Genomic DNA, 18,035 nt, shown 5'->3' with positions numbered 1-18,035 from the left:
CGGGGCGGCGGCGAGGCCTCCCCGGTCTGGGCCCTGTCAAAGGGAGTTGGCGGCGTCCACCAGATGGGGGACGATCCCGGCTTCGATCCGGGCGCGATCCCATTTCAGGCCCGAGACCGAACACTGGATCGCCGCCGTCCTGCGCTTGCCGCGCACCGGGGCGGCGATCCCCACTTCGTTCATCAAGAGCTCGTCATAGCCGATCGCGTAGCCGGTCTCGGCCGCCTCGTCGATGAGGCGGAGCACGGCCATCCGGTCCATCACGGTGTTCTGCGTGTAGCGCTTCATCGGCCATTCCTCGGCGCAGCGACGGCGCTCCTCCGGCGGCCGCAGCGATAGCATGGCCCGGCCGCTGGAGGTGTTGAGCGCCGGCGCGCGCCGCCCGACGATCGTCGCGGCGTAGCTGGTGCGCGCATTCGGCATGCGGGCCGCGTAGACGATGCTGTCGCCGTCGAGCAGCGCGAGATTCACCGTCTCGCCCAGTGCCTGCCGAAGATCGATCAGCCGCGGCATCGCCGCGCGAACCGTCTCGTCCGCGAACAGGAAGGCGTTGGCGAGCTCGAGGAACTTGATCGCCGGGCGGTAGCGCCGCGTCTGCGGATCCTTCTCCAGATAGCCGAGCCGATGGAACGTGTTGGCGAAGCGCTGCGTCGCGCTCTTGTCGAGGCCGGTGGCGAGCGCGAGGTCGCGCAGCCCCATTTCGGTGCGGGCCTCGTCGAATGCCGCGAGGATGCGCATCCCCTTCTCGATCGACGAGACGAAGAGCGTGTCCTGCTTGAGAGCGATCGAATCCATCTGCCGTTCCGTGATGACGCACTGCACAAATTATGCGCACGCTGCGGTGTTGACTACTTCGTGACCTGATGCGTAGCTTAGCATATTACAGTGACGGATATCACATTATGATACTTGCGACGGATCGGTTACAGCTGAAACCATCAGACAGGCATCGTCGCCCGGCGCGGCGGTCCGTTGGCGGACGACCGTCGCGATGAACGCGTTTTCCCGCTCGCAGACGATCCGCAAGCCGGCGGTTCGATCCACCGGCGGCATCGTCGCGTCGCAGAGCCGGCTCGCCGCGGAGGCTGGCGCCGCCGTGCTTGCCAACGGCGGTGACGCGCTGGATGCCGCCGTAGCCACCTCCTTTGCCTTGGGCGTGATCGAGCCGTGGATGAGCGGGCCGGCCGGTGGCGGTGCCATGATGATCTGGCGGGAAGCCGAGCAGAAAGCCTACTGCGTCCACTACGGCATGCGTTCGCCGGCAGCGCTCGACCCCGCCGACTATCCGCTCTCCGGCGAAGGCGTCGCTTCGGACCTGTTTCCGTGGAAAGCGGTCGTGGGCGACCGCAATGTCGAAGGCGCCACGGCCGTCGCGGTACCGGGCCTCGTCGACGGCATTGGTGTGGCGCATCAGCGCTTCGGCAAGCAGCCCTGGCAGGATCTGCTGGTGCCCGCGATCGCGCTTGCCCGGGAAGGGCTTCAGATCGACTGGTACGCGGCGCTGATCCTGGCGTCGAACACACGGTCGCTCGCCCGCGACGCCGACGCGGCAGCGCTCTTCCTCGAGGACGGCATGTGGCCGCCGGTGCCGGGCTGGACCGCTTTGGTCGACCGGGCGCATCCCCAACCCGGCGATGGCCGAAACCCTTCAGGCGCTCGCGACGCATGGCCACCGCGAATTCTACGAAGGCGAGATCGGCCGCAGGCTCGCCGCCGACGTCCAGGCCAAGGGCGGCTCGCTTTCCGCCGAGGACCTCTCTGCCTATCGCGCCACGATAACCGAGATCGCCCGCACGCCCTATCGCGGCGGCGGCTTCTACCTGCCGGGAGACCTCACCGCCGGCCCGACCTTCGCCGATGTCCTTTCACGGCTGGGCGCCGGCGAGATGACGGGCGCGCATCAGCCGGACGGGCAAAGCTTCGGCGCCTACGCCGACGCGTTCGCGGGCGCCTACCGCGACCGCCTCGCCGGCATGGGCGACAACGAAGCGCCGCACAGCCCGGCCTGCACGACGCATTTCTCGGTCGTCGACCGTGACGGCAACATGGTGGCGATGACTCAGACGCTGCTGTCTGTATTCGGCTCGCGCGTCGTGTCGCCGTCCACAGGGCTGCTGCTCAACAACGGCATCATGTGGTTCGACCCGGAGCCGGGCAGGCCCAACTCGCTCGCCCCCGGCAAGCGCTGCCTGATGAATGTCTGCCCGGTCATCGGCGAGACCGCCGACGCGCGCTTCGCCATCGGCGCGTCGGGCGGGCGCAAGATCATGCCGGCGGTGGCGCAGCTGTCGTCCTTCCTGATCGATTTCGGCATGGACCTCGATGCGGCGTTCCATCACCCGCGCATCGATGCCAGCGGCGGCCCGGCGGTGATCGCCGACGAGGCGCTGTCGCCCGCGATCCTTGCCGCGCTCGCCGAGACACGCCGGGTCGTGACGGCACCGCGCACCGTCTACCCCAATTCCTTTGCCTGCCCCGCCGGCGTGATGCGTCGCGGCGTCGAGAATTTCGGCGCCAGCGAGATCATGTCGCCCTGGGGGGATGCGGTCGCCGAGCCTTCGGGCGCCGGTGACCCGTCATGAGCCGCCGGCAGCCTTCGAAGTCCACCCACACCGCAACAAGGAGCAGCGCACATGAAGCATCTTCGATCCCTCGGAACGATCTTCCCGCAAGGAAGCCTGCGCCGGCATCTGCTGGCCTCGGCGATCGCGCTCGCAAGCGTCACCGCGATGCCGGCCTCCTCCGTCCTGGCGCAGGAGATCCGCGCGGTGATGCATTCGGGCCTCCGCGTGCTCGACCCGATCATCACCACGGCGCACATCACCCGCAACCACGGCTACATGATCTACGACACGCTGCTGGCCGTGGACGAGAACCAGGCGCCGCAGCCGCAGATGGCCGACTGGACCGTCTCCGACGACGGCATGGCCTACACGTTCACGCTGCGTGACGGGCTCAAGTTCCACGACGGCGCCGACGTGACGGCGGCCGACGTGGTGGCTTCGCTGAAGCGCTGGGCCGAGCGCGACGGCGGCGGCCAGATGCTGATGGGCTATACCAAGAGCATCGAGGCAACCGGCGACAAGACCGCCGTGCTCACCCTGTCGGAGCCGTTCTCCTACGTCATCGAGCTGATTGCCAAGCCGTCCGCGGTGCCGGCCTTCATCATGCCGGAGCGGATCGCCTCGACCCCCGGCACGGAGGCCGTCGCCGAGCACATCGGCTCGGGCCCGTTCCGCTTCGTCGAGGCCGAGTACGAGCCCGGCGTGCGCGTCGTCTACGAGAAGTTCGCGGACTACGTCCCGCGCTCGGAACCGGCGAGCTGGACCGCCGGCGGCAAGGAGGTGAAGGTCGACCGCGTCGTCTGGGTCAGCATGCCGGACGCCCAGACTGCGCTCAACGCCCTCACCTCCGGCGAGATCGACTATATCGAGCAGCCGCCGATCGATCTCCTGCCGCTGCTGGAGGGCAACGAGGAGATCACCGTCGATGTCCTCAACACGCTCGGCTACCAGACGATGGGCCGGCTCAACTGGCTGCACGCGCCTTTCGACGACGTGCGCGTGCGTCGGGCGGCGATGCTGGCGCTGAACCAGACGGACGTGCTCGGGGCGCTGATCGGCAACCCGGAATATTACAGCGTCTGCGCCTCGATGTATGGCTGCGATACGCCGCTCGCGACCGACGCCGGCGGCGAAACCATGGTCGAAGGCTCGGATGTCGAGGGCGCCAAGGCGCTGCTCGAGGAAGCCGGCTATGACGGCACGCCGATCGTCCTGATGCAGCCGACCGACGTCTCGTCGGTCAGCCCGCAGCCGGTGGTCGCCGCACAGCTGCTGCGTCAGGCGGGCTTCACCGTCGACCTGCAGCCGATGGACTGGCAGACGCTGGTCACCCGCCGCGCCAGCCAGGCGGCGCCCGCCGACGGCGGCTGGAACATGTTCTTCACCAACTGGGTCATCCCGGAAGTGTGGAACCCGATCATCAATCCGATGCTCAACGGCGGCGGCACCGAGAAGGCGTGGTTCGGCTGGCCGGACGATCCGGAGCTGGAGGCGATGCGCAAGGAGTTCGTGCAGGCGACGAACGACGATGACCGCCAGGAGATCGCGACGCGGCTCCACCAGCACGCCTACGAGGTCGTGAACTACATCCCGCTCGGCCAGTATCTGAGCCCCTCGGCTTGGCGCAACGAGCTGTCCGGCGTCAGGAAGTCTCCGGTGCCATTGTTCTGGGACATCACCAAGGCCGAATAGGCCGCCTCCGGGCAGGCGGGCGCACGACCGCCCGCCTGCCCGGCCCCACATCCCTCCTGCCGTGGAGCCCTGACGCCATGCTCGCCTATTTCGTGCGCCGCGTGTTCGCCGCTATCCCGGTGATGATCGTCGTTGCCCTGTTCGTCTTCCTGCTGCTGCGCCTGACGCCGGGCGATCCCGCCGCGATCATCGCCGGCGACATGGCGACGCCGCAGCAGTTGGCGGACATACGGGAAGCGCTCGGCCTCAACGAGCCGCTCTACACGCAGTTCGTCACCTGGAGCACGCAGCTCCTCACCGGCGACTTCGGCACCTCGCTGATCTCGCGCACCCCGGTGACGACGCTGATCGGCCAGCGCCTGGAGCCGACGGTGAGCCTCGCGCTCCTGACCATCACCCTGACGATCCTCATCTCCGTGCCGCTCGGCGTGCTGGCGGCCTGGAAGCACGGCAGCTGGATCGACAACCTGGTCACCACCGCCTCGGTCGTCGGCTTCTCCATCCCGGTCTTCGTCATTGGCTACATCCTGATCCAGATTTTCGCGCTGGAGCTGAAGCTCCTGCCGGTCCAGGGCTTCCGCAGCATCTCCGAAGGCGTCGGGCCGTTCCTCGAACGGGCGATCCTGCCGGCCCTGACGCTCGCCTCCATCTACATCGCCCTGATCACGCGGATGACCCGCGCCGCGATGCTCGACGTGCTCGGCGAGGACTATGTGCGCACCGCCCGCGCCAAGGGGCTGGACGAGAACGCCGTGCTGTTCAGCCATGCGCTGCGCAATGCCGCTGTGCCGATCCTGACCGTCATCGGCACCGGCTTCGCGCTGATGATCTCCGGCGTCGTCGTCACCGAGAGCGTCTTCAACATTCCCGGCCTCGGCCGCCTCACCGTCGATGCGATCCTCGCCCGCGACTATCCGGTGATCCAGGGCCTGATCCTCCTGACCAGCGGCATCTACGTGCTGGTGAACCTGGCGATCGACCTCTCCTACGCATTCCTGGACCCGAGGATCCGCTATTGATGACCCAAGTCGAGGCTCGGGCGGAGCCGCTGGTGCGCCGGCGTTTCCCCTCCCTGATGAGCGGCGGCGGCTTCGGCATCGCCGCGATGCTGGCAGCGGCGGCGCTGTTGCTGATCGTTCTGATGGCGATCTTCGCGCCGCTGATCGCCCCCTACGACCCGATCCAGATGGATCCCTCGAAGCGGCTGCAGCCGGCCAGCGAGATGTTCCTGCTCGGCACCGACGCCTATGGCCGCGACTTGTTCTCGCGGATCGTCTACGGCGCCCGCATCTCGCTGATCGTCGGCATCGGCGCCGCCGTCGTCAGCGTCGCCATCGGCCTGCCGCTCGGCCTCCTGTCCGGCTTCTTTCGCCCGCTCGACGCGATCCTGATGCGGATCATGGACGGGCTGATGGCGATCCCCAGCATCCTGCTTGCCATCGCCGTCGTGTCGCTGGCCGGCGCCAGCCTGTGGACCGTGCTCGTCGCGATCACGATTCCGGAGATTCCGCGCGTCGTTCGGCTGGTCCGCTCCGTCGTGCTGACCGCCCGCGAGGAGCCCTATGTCGAGGCGGCGATCGCCGTCGGCTCCAGCCTGCCGAAGATCATGTGGCGGCATCTGATGCCCAACACGCTGGCGCCGCTGATCGTCCAGGGCACCTATATCTGCGCCTCGGCGATCCTCACCGAGGCGATCCTCTCCTTCCTGGGCGCCGGCATCGGCACCGAGACGCCCTCCTGGGGCAACATCATGTCCGAGGGCCGCGTCTACTTCCAGCTGAAGCCGTCGCTGATCTTCTGGCCGGGCCTGTTCCTGTCGATCTGCATCCTGTCGATCAATCTCCTGGGCGACACCGCCCGGGACCTGCTCGACCCCCGCATGAAGCAGCGTGGAGCCGCACGATGAGCACCCCCATCCTGCGCATCGAGAACCTCGTGGTCGAGACTGGCGGGTACTACCCCATGCCGATCCTCAACGGCATCTCGCTGGAGATCGGCAGCGGCGAGACCGTGTGCCTCGTCGGCGAGAGCGGTTCCGGCAAGTCTGTGACGTCGCTCGCCACCATGGGCCTGTTGCCGAAGGGCGCCCTCGTCGCCCGGAGCGGGCATATCTGGCTGGAGGGCGAGGACGTGCTCGCCGTCAGCCCAGGCCGGCTGAAGCAGCTGCGCGCCACCCGCATGTCGATGATCTTCCAGGAGCCGATGACGGCCCTCAACCCGGTGCTGACCGTCGGCCGGCAGATCGAGGAAGTGCTGAAGGCCCATGCCAGCCTGAGCGCCGGCGAGCAGCGCCGACGGGTGCTGGAGATGCTGGAACAGGTGCACCTGCCCGATGTCGAGCGGATCTACGGCTCGTATCCGCACCAGCTGTCGGGCGGCCAGCGCCAGCGCATCATGATCGCCATGGCGCTGATCCTGCGGCCCAAGCTCCTGATCGCCGACGAGCCGACGACGGCGCTCGACGTGACAACCCAGAAGCAGATCCTCAAGCTGGTCCGCGAACTGCAGGAAGAGCTCGGCACCTCCGTGCTGTTCATCACCCACGACATGGGCGTCGTCGCCGACATCGCCGACCGGGTCTGCGTCATGCATCACGGCGACATCGTCGAGACGGCCGCGACGAAGACGATCCTCAGCGAGCCGAGACAGGCCTATACCCGCGCGCTTCTCGCCGCCGTGCCGGCGCTGCTGCCGCGCTCGCCGCGCGCCGACAAGAGCTACGAGACGGTGCTCGAGACCGTCGAGCTCGGCAAGACCTACCAGCGGAAATCCTTCCTGCGCGCCCTGCCGAGCACGGTGGCCGCCGCCGACGTCAACCTGGTGCTGCGCCGGGGCCGCACGCTCGGCATCGTCGGCGAGAGCGGATCCGGCAAATCCACCGTGGCGCGCTGCGTGATGCGCCTGATCGACCCGACGGCGGGCAGCGTGCGGGTCGGCGGCAAGGACATTTCCAGCCTGTCGCGCAACGCCTTGCGGCCGCACCGCAAGCGCATCCAGATGATCTTCCAGGACCCCAACCGCTCGCTCAACCCGCGCATCACGGTCGGCGACAGCATCACCGAGGGGCCGATCAACTACGGCGCCAAGCGGGCCACGGCCCGCAAGCGGGCGGCCGAGCTGCTGGAACTCGTCGGCATGCCCGCCGACGTGCTCGACCGGCACCCGCACCAGTTCTCCGGCGGCCAGCGCCAGCGCATCGCCATCGCGCGGGCGCTCGCCATGGACCCGGACGTGCTCGTGGCCGACGAGGCTGTGTCGGCCCTCGACGTCTCCGTGCAGGCGCAGGTGCTGGACCTCCTCGACGACATCCAGGCCCGGCTCGGCGTCGCCATCCTCTTCATCACCCACGACCTGCGCGTTGCCGCGCAGATCTGCGACGACGTCGCGGTCATGCAGAAGGGGCGGGTCGTGGAATACGGCCCGGCCGAAGCCGTCCTCCGTCATCCGCGCCAGGACTATACGCGCGAGCTGATCGAGGCCGCACCTGGCCGGGACTGGGACTTCCCGAATTTCCGCCCGCTCGCCGCGACGCTCGCAGCCGAACCCCGCATCTAGGACCCGAAGATGACCACACCGCGCATCGCCGTCGGCGGCTTCATGCATGAGACCAACACGTTCGGCCCCAGCAAGGCCGGCGTCGACGCCTTCATCGAGGGCGGTGGCTGGCCGCCGCTGAGCGAGGGCGCGGCGCTGATCCCGGCGACGCGCAACGTCAACATGGGGATATGCGGCTTCGTGGAGGTCGCCGAGGCCGAAGGCTGGGACCTCGTGCCGACCCTGTGGTGCGCCGCCAGCCCCTCGGCCCACGTCACGGAAGCGGCGTTCGAAGACATTGCCGGGCGGATCGTCGCCGGCATCGAGGCCGCCGGCAAGCTCGACGGCGTCTATCTCGACCTCCACGGCGCCATGGTCGCCGAACACATCGACGACGGCGAAGGCGCGCTGCTCGCCCGGGTTCGCGCCGTCGTCGGCCCAAACGTGCCCGTCGTCGCCAGCCTCGACCTGCACGGCAACGTCACGCGGACGATGGTCGAGGCCGCCGACGCGCTGATCGCCTATCGCACCTATCCGCATGTCGACATGGCCGAGACCGGTCGGCGCACGGCCGCCTATCTCGGGCGCCTGCTGGGTGGCCAGCGCGATGCGAAAGCCTTCCGCCAGCTGCCGTTCCTGATCCCGATCGCCTGGCAGTGCACCGGCATGGAGCCCTGCCGCAGCCTCTATGCCTCCCTGCCTGGCTTCGAGACGGACGGTGTCGGCTCGATCTCGCTGCACACCGGCTTCCCGGCCGCCGACTTCGCCGATTGCGGCCCGAGCATCGTCGCCTACGCGCCGACCCAGGACGCGGCCGATCGCGCCGCCGATGCGCTCGCGGGCGCCATCAGCCGGCGCGAGACCGACTTCGCCGGCAAGGTCTTTTCGCCGGATGCCGGCGTCGCCGAGGCCATCGCGCTTGGCGCCAACGCCCGACGCCCGATCGTCATCGCCGACACGCAGGACAATCCCGGTGCCGGCGGCGACTCCGACACGACCGGCATGCTCCGCGCACTGGTCGCCGCCGACGCGCAGCGCGCGGCGATCGGCATCATCGTCGATCCGCAGGCAGCGGCCGAAGCGCACCGGGCCGGCGTCGGCGCCACGATCACCCTCGGGCTCGGCGGCAAGTCCGGCATCGCCGGCGATGCGCCCTTCGAGGCCGAGTTCCTCGTCGAATCCGTCTCCGACGGGCAGCTGATCGCGGCCGGACCGTTCTATGGCGGCGCGCGCATGCAGCTCGGCCCGTCGGCCTGCCTGCGCATCGGCGACGTCCGGATCGTCGTCGGCTCGCGCAAGGCGCAGATGGCCGACCAGGAGATGTACCGCTTCGTCGGTATCGAGCCGACCGAGCAGGCGATCCTCGTCAACAAGAGCTCGGTGCATTTCCGCGCCGATTTCGAGCCGATCGCCGAGACGATTCTCGTCTGCGCCGCGCCGGGACCGATGCCGGTCGACCCGGCCTCGCTCCCCTTCACGCGCCTGCGATCCGGCATGCGCCTTTCCCCCGGCGGCCCGGCCTTCGGCTGAGACGCCGCCCTTTTCCATTCTTGCCAAGGAAGCTTGCCATGACCGTCCTGCCGCTGATCGACGCCTTCAAGGGCGACCTCGTCGCCATCCGCCATGACCTGCACGCCCATCCCGAGATCGGCTTCGAGGAGAAGCGCACCTCGGGCGTCGTCGCCGCCAAGCTGGAAGAATGGGGCGTCACCGTGCATCGCGGCATCGGCGGCACCGGCGTCGTCGGCATCATCGAGGGCAAGCGGCCCGGCCGCCGTATCGGCCTGCGCGCCGACATGGACGCGCTCCCGATGGACGAGCTCTCGAACCTTCCCTACCGCTCGACCATCCCCGGCCGCTTCCACGGCTGCGGCCATGACGGCCACACCACGATGCTGCTCGGCGCAGCCCGCTACCTTGCCGAGACCCGCGACTTCGCCGGGACGGCCGTGCTGATCTTCCAGCCGGCGGAGGAAGGGCTCGGCGGCGCCCGCGCCATGCTGGCGGACAAGCTCTTCGAGCGCTTCCCCTGCGACGAGATCTACGGCCTGCACAACTCGCCCGACCTCGAGCCCGGCCAGATCTCGATCTTCCCGGGCAAGGGGATGGCCGGCGCCAGCTTCTTCGACATCAAGATCACCGGCGCCGGCAGCCACGGCGCCATGCCGCACAGATCGCGGGATCCGATCGTCGTCGCGACGCATCTCGCCGCAGCGCTGCAGAGCATCGTCAGCCGCAACACCGACCCGACGAAGTCGGCGGTGCTGTCGATCACCCAGATCCATTCGGGCTCGGCCTACAACGTCGTGCCGGAGGAGGCCGCCCTCGCCGGCACGATCCGCTTCTTCGACGACGCGGTCGGCGAGATGGTCCGCACCCGCCTGCGCAAGATCGCGGCCGGCGCGGCGCTGTCCTTCGAGGTCGAGATCGATGTCGACATCCGCGACATCTTCTCGGTGCTCGACAACCACCCGGCCGAGACCGGCTATTTCACCGAGGCCGCGACCGACATCGTCGGCGCCGGGAACGTCCTCACCGAGCCGCGCCCGACGATGGGCAGCGAAGACTTCGCCGACATGCTGCAGGCGGTGCCCGGCGCCTATTGCTGGGTCGGCCATGCCGGCACCGTGCCGCTGCACAATCCGAGCTTCGTCCTCGACGACGGCATCCTGCCGATCGGCGCGAGCCTCTTGGCGCGGATCGTCGAGCGGCGGCTCGGCGCGGCCTGAGCCGGCGCGCCTCGGACAGGAAACAGGGGGAAACGACATGACGCCATTGCCCGAACTCGATCTCGACGCCGACCGCATGCTGGAGGGGCTGCGCCGCTGGGTCGAGTGCGAGAGCCCGACCTTCGATGTCGCCGCGGTCAACCGGATGATGTCGCTGGCGGCCGAGGATCTGGCCGCCATGGGTGCCACGGTCGAGCGCATCGACGGTCCGGCCGGCCTCGGCGACTGCCTGCGCGCCGCCTTCCCGCATCCGCGAAAGGGCGAGCCGGGCATCCTGATCATGGCGCATCTGGACACGGTGCATCCGGTCGGGACGCTGGAAAAGCTGCCGTTCCGGCGCGACGGCGATCGCTGCTACGGCCCCGGCATCCTCGACATGAAGGGCGGCACCTTCGCCGCCTTGCAGGCGGTGCGGGCGCTGATCGAGGCGGGCGTCGAAACGAAGCTGCCGGTGTCGGTGCTGCTCACCTGCGACGAGGAGATCGGCAGCCCCGGCACCCGCAAGCTGATCGAGGCCGAGGCCGCCAAGCACAAGGTGATCCTCGTCCCGGAGCCGGCGATCAACGGCAACGGCGTCGTGACCGGCCGCTACGCCATCGCCCGCTTCAACCTGGCCGCCACGGGCCGCCCCAGCCACGCCGGCGCGTCGCTCAAGGAGGGCCGCTCGGCGATCCGCGAGATGGCCGGCCGGATCCTTGCGATCGAGGACATGACCGACGACGACTGCACCTTCAGCGTCGGCGTCGTGCATGGCGGCCAATGGGTGAACTGCGTCTCCACCACCTGCCAAGCCGAGGCGCTGTCGATGGCCAAGCGCCAGGAGGACCTCGACCGCGGAACCGACCGGATGCTCGCGCTCAACGAAACCCGGGAAGACGGCACCGGCTTTGCGGTCACGCTCGGCGTCGTCCGGCCGGTCTGGGAGCCAGGCCCCGGCACGATGCGGCTCTACGCGCTCGCCGAGGAAGTCTCCGCGACGCTCGGCGCCACCATCTCGCACGGCAGCTCCGGCGGCGGGTCGGACGGCAACTTCACCGGGGCCATTGGCCTGCCGACGCTAGACGGGCTCGGCCTCGTCGGCGGCGGCTATCACACGCTCGGCGAGTACATCACCGTCGAGAGCCTCGACCAGCGCGCCCGGCTGATGGCAGGGCTGCTGGTCGAGATCACCGGCGAGGAGATGGGATCCTGACGGCGCCCGTCACCTCCCCCTTCGACGCGAATGGGGATCTGCTCGCGCCGCCCGGACTGGCGATCCCGGAGCTCTGCCGGTTCGGCGCCTCGCAACTGGCTGCCCTGGTCGTCGACGGCAAGGTGTCGTCACGCGAAATCGTCACGGCCTTCCTCGATCACATCGACCGGGTCAATCCGGCCCACAACGCCATCGTCTCGCTGCGGGATCGGAAAGCCATCCTCGCCGAGGCCGACGCGGCGGACGAGCGGCTCCGCGCGCAAGGGCCGGACGGGCTGCTGCACGGCCTGCCGATCGCCATCAAGGACCTCGCCGCCACGAAGGGGCTCCGCACCACCTTCGGCTCGCCGATCCATGCCGACTTCGTGCCGGATGCCGACAGCCTGACCGTCGCGCGCATCCGCGCCGCCGGCGCCATCGTCATCGGCAAGACCAACACGCCGGAATTCGGGCTCGGCTCCCACACCTACAATCCCGTCTTCGGAACGACCCGCAACGCCTTCGACCCGAGCCGCAGCGCCGGCGGCTCCAGCGGCGGCGCGGCCGTCGCCCTGGCGCTGCGCATGCTGCCCGTCGCCGATGGCAGCGACATGGGCGGCTCGCTCCGCAACCCCGCCGGCTACGACAATGTCTACGGCATGCGCCCCTCGCAGGGACGCGTGCCGAATGCCGGATCGGAAGACCTGTTCTACTCCCAGCTGTCGACCGACGGCGCGGTGGCGCGCAGCGTCGCGGACCTCGCCGGGCTTCTGGCGATCGAGGCCGGCCCCGATCCGCGGGCGCCGCTCTCGCTGCAGGATGGCCTCCGGTGGGAGCCCGGCGTTCATGCCCGCCCCGGACGGATCGCCTGGCTCGGCGATCTCGGCGGTCACCTGCCGATGGAGGCGGGTGTGCTCGATGTCTGCGAACTGGCGTTGTCGCGGCTGGCCGATGCCGGCTGCACCATCGAGCCGGTGCTGCCAAAGTTCGACTGGGAGCGCCTCTGGTCCGCCTTCGTGGTGCTCAGGCAATTCTCCATCGCCGGCAAATACGGCCCGCTTCACGATGACCCCGCGACGCGGGACCTGCTGAAGCCCGAGATGCGCTGGGAGATCGAGAACGGGCGCCGCCTCGGTGCCGAGGCGATCTATGTGGCGGCGCGGACCCGATCCGAATGGTATCTGGAATGCCTGCGCCTGTTCGAGCATTTCGATGCGCTGACGCTGCCCTCGGCGCAGCTGTTCGCCTTCGATGCCGACTGGCACTGGCCGCGCGAGATCGCCGGCCGGACCATGGACAGCTATCACCGCTGGATGGAAGTCGTCGCGCCGGGGACGCTGTCGGGTTGCCCGGTCATCAGCGTGCCTGCCGGTTTCGACCGGTCCATGCGGTCGATGGGCTTGCAGTTGATCGGCCGGCCGATGGATGATGTCGGGCTTCTGGGACTTGCCGAACTGTACGCATGACGTCGGGAGGCTGCGCCAGGCGCGGCGAACCGAGGAGGTGCCTGCCCTCTTGAGGCCGGCGAGCAGCCTCGGAAAAATCCGCCGCAATTTGAGCCAGGCCGGGCTGCTGCAAGGATCGACGCGAGCTGGAGATCCGCCTTCGCAGCGATCGACTTCGACCCTTCGTAGTCAACGGTCTCGCCTCGACAGGCTTCGCCGCGGCTCAGGCCGCGACGAGATGCCCATCGCCGCGATCCTGCAGCACCAGCCGCCCCGGCTCTTCGCCGACACGGCGCACCGGGCTCGGAATGTCCCGGTCGAGCCGCGGAAACGCCCGGCGCCGCATGGCGGGATCGGGCACCGGCACCGCCTCGATCAGCCGCTGCGTATAGGCGTGCTGCGGGTTGCCGAAGACCTGGTCGCGCGTGCCGATCTCGACGATCTGGCCGAGATACATCACCGCAACCCGGTCCGAGATGTTCTCCACCACGGCCATGTCGTGGGAGATGAACAGATAGGCGATGCCGAATTCGTCCTGCAGCTCGCGCAGGAGTTCCAGCACCCGCGCCTGCACCGAGACGTCGAGCGCCGAAACGCTCTCGTCGGCAACGATCAGCTTCGGCCGCAGCGCCAAGGCGCGGGCGATGCAGACGCGCTGGCGCTGGCCGCCGGAGAATTCGTGCGGATAGCGCCGCATGTCCGCTGCCGACAGCCCCACCCGCTCGAACAGGCCGGCCGTCCGCTCGTGCCGCTCCGGCCCCTCGGCGATGCCGTGGATGAGCATCGGCTCGGCAACGAGTTCGCCAACCGTCATGCGCGGATCGAGCGAAGCGAAGGGATCCTGGAAGATCATCTGGACGTCGCGGCGCAGCGCCTTGGTCTCGCGGCGCGGCAGGCCCGCCATGTTGCGTCCGGCGACGACGATGTCGCCCGTGTAGGGCACCAGCCCGGCCAGCGCCCTGGCGGTCGTCGACTTGCCGCAGCCGGATTCGCCGACCAGCGACAGCGTCTCGCGTTCGGCCACCGAAAAGCTGATCCCCTCCACCGCATGCACCCGCCGGTCGACCCGGCCGAAGAACCCGCCATGGATGTCGAAGCGCACGGTCAGATCGCTGACCGCGACGACAGGGGCCGGATGTGTCGCCTCGACGGGCGGCGCGACACGGGCCGCCGCGCGGCCGCGTCCCTCGCCCATGCGCGGCACCGCGGCCAGCAATTCGCGCGTGTAGGCCGCCTGCGGATTGGCGAAGATCGCCGCGGCGGTGCCGGTCTCGACCATGCGGCCATGGCGCATCACGACGACGCGGTCGGCCATCTCGGCGACGACTCCCATGTCGTGGGTGATCAGGATGATCGCCGTGCCGAGATTGCGCTGCAGGTCGCGCAGCAGTTCCAGCACTTCGCCCTGCACGGTGACGTCGAGCGCCGTCGTCGGCTCGTCGGCGATCAGCACGTCGGGGCGCAAGGCTAGCGCCATGGCGATCATCACGCGCTGGCGCATGCCGCCGGAGAGTTCGTGCGGATGCTGGGTCAGGCGGCTGGCGGCCTCGGGGATGCGCACGGCATCGAGCGCGGCGATCGCCCGGCGGCGCGCCTCGGTGCGGCCGACATTCTCGTGCGCCTCGATCGCCTCGGTCAGCTGCCGGCCGATGGTCAGCACCGGATTGAGCGAGGTCATCGGCTCCTGGAAGATCATCGCGACGCGCTTGCCGCGGACCTTGCGCATCTCGCCTTCGGAGAGCCTTGCCAGGTCGGTGTCGCCGAGGAGGATCCGGCCGCCCGCGATCCGTGCGCCCGGCTTCGGCAGGAGCCCCATGATCGCCAGCGACGTCATCGACTTGCCGGAGCCGGACTCGCCGGCGATGCAGAGCGTCTCGCCGCGCGCGAGCGCGAACGAGAAATCCGCCACCACCGGCCGCGGCCCCGCCTCGCCGCCGACCTCGACGGTGAGGCCCTCAACGCGGAGGACCGGGTCGGCCCGCAGTGTCTGACGCGAGTTTGGATGGGTGGTCATGACCATGGGTGGCTGAGGTGCCAAGCACCCCCCTCTGGGCTGCCGCCCATCTCCCCCACAAGGGGGGAGATCGCTGGCATGATCGCTGCGGACTTCCAGGAGCGTCTGAGCCTGGTCAACGCCTCTGCCGCGTGGCTGATTTCCCCCCTTGTGGTGGGGTCCGAAGGACGGGACGAGACGCGTGGCTCGTCCCGACAGCCCGGCAGAGCAGAGGGGGGTAAGGCGCCCTGCCGCCCAACGAGGATCGAAGCTGCCCTCATTCGAAGACGCAACGCGGGAAGTAGAAGGAGACGACCCAGTTGGGCATGTCGACGATCTCCGAGATGCGCAGGTCGCCGCAGGTCGAGACCAGCATGTAGGCGTCGACCGGGTCCATCCGGTAGCGCGCCGAGAGCAGCTCGACCATCTCGGCGACAGCCATCTTCGCCCCCGCCATCAGGTCAGGCCCGATGCCGGTCGTCACCTCGTAGCCCTTGGCGTCGAGATGCCGCGTCACCGGCCCGGCGGTGGTGAAGCGCGGCATCTTCAGCCGGGCGTCCTTGACCAGGTCGAGCGTCAGCACCGTGTTCATCGGGCTTTCGATCGCCGTGCCGCAGACTTCGCCGTCGCCCTGCGCCGCATGGGTGTCGCCGACGGAGAACAGCGCCCCCGCCACCTCGACCGGCAAATACAGCACCGTGCCGGCGGAGAGATCGCGGATGTCGAGATTGCCGCCCATGCGCCGCGGCGGCACCACCGAATGGTGGCCCGCCTCGGCCGGCGCGCAGCCGATCGTCCCGGCGAAGGGCTTGAGCGGTACCCGCCCCTCCTTGCCGAACAATGCCGGCTCGAGGGTCGTCGGATCGTATTTCCAGATCGTCAGCGCCGGATCCTTGAAGTCGTCCGCCAGGAGGCCGAAGCCCGGGATGTTGGCGGTCCAGCCGAAGCCGGATGGCTTGAAGGATTCGATGGTGATCTTCAGCGCATCGCCCGGCTCGGCGCCCTCGACGAAGATCGGGCCCGTCACCGGGTTGATCTTGCCGAAATCCAGCGCCTCGACGTCGGCCACGGTCGATCCGGCGGTCAGCTGACCGCCGGAGGAATCGAGGCATTCGAATTCGATCGTCGCGCCCGGCGCCACCACCTGCGCCGGCGGGAACGTGTTGTCCCAGCCGAAATGATGGTGGCGGCTGTGGATCGTGTAGTCGCAGTTACTGCACATCGTTCACATACACGTAGTCGTAGTTGATCGGGATATGGACCGGGTCGACATAGAGGTTGTCGGCACCGCCCATGCGCGGCGACTTCATGGTGAAGCGCTGCTCGTTGAAGACCGGCACCCAGGGCGCGTCGGCCATGATGTCGGTGTAGATCTTCGACCACATCCCGGCCCGCTCCTCCTGGCGCGCGGGATCGACGATCGAGTCGGCCTCGGCCGCCCGCTTGTCCATCTCCTCGTTGCAGTACCACGACCAGTTCCAGCCGCCCGGGATCGCCCCGGCGCAGCCGAGGATCGGGCCGTAGAAATTGGACGGATCGGGGAAGTCGGCGATCCAGGCCATGCCGCCGGACCAGATCATCGGCGCGCCGTCCTTCTCGCCGCCGGCGGCGATGACGTTGGCCTGGGCGAGCGACTGGATCTCGGCACGGATGCCGATCTGCGACAGGTCCTGCTGGATCGCCTGGGCGATGCGCGGGTTGGGGTCGGTGTTCATGACGAACAGCTCGGTTTCGAAGCCGTCGGCGAAGCCCGCCTCGGCGAGCTTCGCCTTCGCCGCCTCGACGTCGTAGGCATAGCCCTCGTAGCTCTCGTCGTAGCCGGGCATCGAGGGCGGCAGCGGCTGGTTGGCCGGCAGCGCCCGGTTGTTGATCATCTGGACGATGCGGTCCTTGTTGATCGCCATGTTGACCGCCTCGCGGACTTCCTTCTGGTCGAAGGGCGCCATCGTGACGTTCATGGTGATGTAGCCGGTCTGCAGCTGGCCGCCCTCGACGACGCGGGCCTTCTGCTCGGGATCGGCCATGACTTCCTGGAACTTTGCCGGCGGGATGCCGTCGCCCGGGATGTCAACCTCGCCGCTCTGCAGGCGGAGCAGCGCGACGATCGGCTCCTGGCCGATCTCGAAGGTGATCTGGTCGAGATAGGGCAGGCCGTCGCGCCAGTAGTCCTCATTCTTGGTGAACACCACGCGCTGGCCGAGCGTCCACTCGCCGAGCTTGAAGGCGCCGGTGCCGACCGGGTTCTGGCCGAAATCGGCGCCGTGTTCGGCGACGGCCTCCTGCGGAACGACAGAGGCGAAGTTCAGCGCCATCACGTGCAGGAAGGTGGCGTCCGGCCGCGACAGCTTGATCTCGACCGTCGTCGGGTCGATGACGGTGACGCCCGAGAGGCTGTCGGCCTCGCCCGATTCCACCGCGTCATAGCCCTCGATCATGCCGAAGAAGCCGGCGCCGGGGCTCTGGGTCTCGGGGTTGGTGACCCGGTCGAGCGAGTACTTGACGTCCTCGGCGGTCATCTCGCGGCCGTTGTGGAACTTGACGCCCGGGCGTAGCTTGAAGGTGAAGGTCTGTCCGTCCTCGGAAATCTCGTAGCTCTCGGCAAGGCCCGGCCGCAGCTCGGTGGTGCCCGGCACGTAGTCCATCAGCCCGTCGAACAGGCTCTTGATCATCGACCAGTTCTGCCAGTCGTAGCCGATCGCCGGATCGAGCGTCGCGACGTCGTCCTTGTAGGTTATGACGATCGCGCCGCCTTCCTTCGCGTCCGGATCCGCCGTGTAGGCATCGGCGGCGGGTGCCGGGGCGGCGTCCTGCGCCATCGCCGGCGCTGCGCTGAGCATCAGGCCGATTGCCGACGCGGCGACGGTCGAGGTGAGCCAGGCTTTCATGCGGGTCTTCCTTTCGTGAGGG

13 protein-coding genes and 1 pseudogene are annotated in these 18,035 nt (G+C 68.8%); 10 read left to right on the top strand and 4 right to left on the bottom strand.

What is annotated here, in order from left to right:
• Positions 1 to 36: 36 nt before the first annotated feature.
• The gene (locus GGR03_RS10490; RefSeq protein ID WP_183207709.1) at positions 37 to 795 is read right to left on the bottom strand and encodes an IclR family transcriptional regulator; all 759 of its coding nucleotides are present in this window, start codon (positions 793 to 795) and stop codon (positions 37 to 39) included.
• Positions 796 to 991: 196 nt separating this feature from the next.
• Here GGR03_RS10490 and GGR03_RS24885 point away from each other — a divergent pair.
• From GGR03_RS24885 to GGR03_RS10445, 10 genes and pseudogenes are all read left to right on the top strand, one after another.
• Positions 992 to 1,525: pseudogene (locus GGR03_RS24885) on the top strand (gamma-glutamyltransferase); the annotation flags it as partial.
• A 109-nt stretch (positions 1,526 to 1,634) separates the two neighbouring features.
• Complete coding sequence (locus GGR03_RS24880) at positions 1,635 to 2,582, top strand: gamma-glutamyltransferase (protein ID WP_425486704.1); 948 nt, start codon at positions 1,635 to 1,637, stop codon at positions 2,580 to 2,582.
• Between the two features lie 51 nt (positions 2,583 to 2,633).
• Positions 2,634 to 4,256, top strand: a complete 1,623-nt coding sequence (locus tag GGR03_RS10480) for an ABC transporter substrate-binding protein (RefSeq protein ID WP_183207707.1) — start codon at positions 2,634 to 2,636, stop codon at positions 4,254 to 4,256.
• A 77-nt stretch (positions 4,257 to 4,333) separates the two neighbouring features.
• On the top strand, positions 4,334 to 5,275 hold the full coding sequence (locus tag GGR03_RS10475; RefSeq protein WP_183207705.1) for an ABC transporter permease: 942 nt from the start codon (positions 4,334 to 4,336) through the stop codon (positions 5,273 to 5,275).
• A gap of 56 nt (positions 5,276 to 5,331) precedes the next feature.
• Complete coding sequence (locus GGR03_RS10470; protein WP_246367881.1) at positions 5,332 to 6,162, top strand: ABC transporter permease; 831 nt, start codon at positions 5,332 to 5,334, stop codon at positions 6,160 to 6,162.
• Positions 6,159 to 7,811, top strand: a complete 1,653-nt coding sequence (locus GGR03_RS10465; RefSeq protein ID WP_183207702.1) for an ABC transporter ATP-binding protein — start codon at positions 6,159 to 6,161, stop codon at positions 7,809 to 7,811. Before GGR03_RS10470 ends, GGR03_RS10465 begins: the two co-directional genes overlap by 4 nt.
• A gap of 9 nt (positions 7,812 to 7,820) precedes the next feature.
• Entirely contained in the window at positions 7,821 to 9,320 is a 1,500-nt protein-coding gene (locus GGR03_RS10460; RefSeq protein WP_183207700.1) for a M81 family metallopeptidase, read from the top strand.
• A gap of 38 nt (positions 9,321 to 9,358) precedes the next feature.
• On the top strand, positions 9,359 to 10,519 hold the full coding sequence (locus tag GGR03_RS10455; protein ID WP_183207698.1) for a M20 aminoacylase family protein: 1,161 nt from the start codon (positions 9,359 to 9,361) through the stop codon (positions 10,517 to 10,519).
• 37 nt (positions 10,520 to 10,556) lie between these two features.
• The gene (locus GGR03_RS10450) at positions 10,557 to 11,711 is read left to right on the top strand and encodes a M20/M25/M40 family metallo-hydrolase (RefSeq protein WP_183207696.1); all 1,155 of its coding nucleotides are present in this window, start codon (positions 10,557 to 10,559) and stop codon (positions 11,709 to 11,711) included.
• Positions 11,712 to 11,749: 38 nt separating this feature from the next.
• Entirely contained in the window at positions 11,750 to 13,156 is a 1,407-nt protein-coding gene (locus tag GGR03_RS10445; RefSeq protein WP_183208015.1) for an amidase, read from the top strand.
• Between the two features lie 202 nt (positions 13,157 to 13,358).
• Here the strand turns inward: GGR03_RS10445 and GGR03_RS10440 are convergent, their stop codons facing one another.
• The 3 genes from GGR03_RS10440 to GGR03_RS10430 all read right to left on the bottom strand — a co-directional run bounded on the left by GGR03_RS10440 (position 13,359) and on the right by GGR03_RS10430 (position 18,013).
• Positions 13,359 to 15,149: an ABC transporter ATP-binding protein gene (locus GGR03_RS10440; RefSeq protein ID WP_183207694.1), complete on the bottom strand. Its 1,791-nt coding sequence runs from the start codon at positions 15,147 to 15,149 to the stop codon at positions 13,359 to 13,361.
• Between the two features lie 256 nt (positions 15,150 to 15,405).
• Positions 15,406 to 16,350: an acetamidase/formamidase family protein gene (locus tag GGR03_RS10435; RefSeq protein ID WP_183207692.1), complete on the bottom strand. Its 945-nt coding sequence runs from the start codon at positions 16,348 to 16,350 to the stop codon at positions 15,406 to 15,408.
• Positions 16,340 to 18,013 (bottom strand): ABC transporter substrate-binding protein, encoded by a 1,674-nt coding sequence (locus tag GGR03_RS10430; RefSeq protein WP_183207690.1) that lies wholly within the window; start codon positions 18,011 to 18,013, stop codon positions 16,340 to 16,342. Before GGR03_RS10430 ends, GGR03_RS10435 begins: the two co-directional genes overlap by 11 nt.
• Positions 18,014 to 18,035 lie beyond the last annotated feature (22 nt).

This window comes from Aurantimonas endophytica, from assembly GCF_014196845.1.
GTDB classification, from domain to species: domain Bacteria; phylum Pseudomonadota; class Alphaproteobacteria; order Rhizobiales; family Rhizobiaceae; genus Aurantimonas; species Aurantimonas endophytica.
The sequence above is the reverse complement of the archived record's forward strand: the minus strand, read 5'-3'. Positions and strand labels throughout refer to the sequence as shown.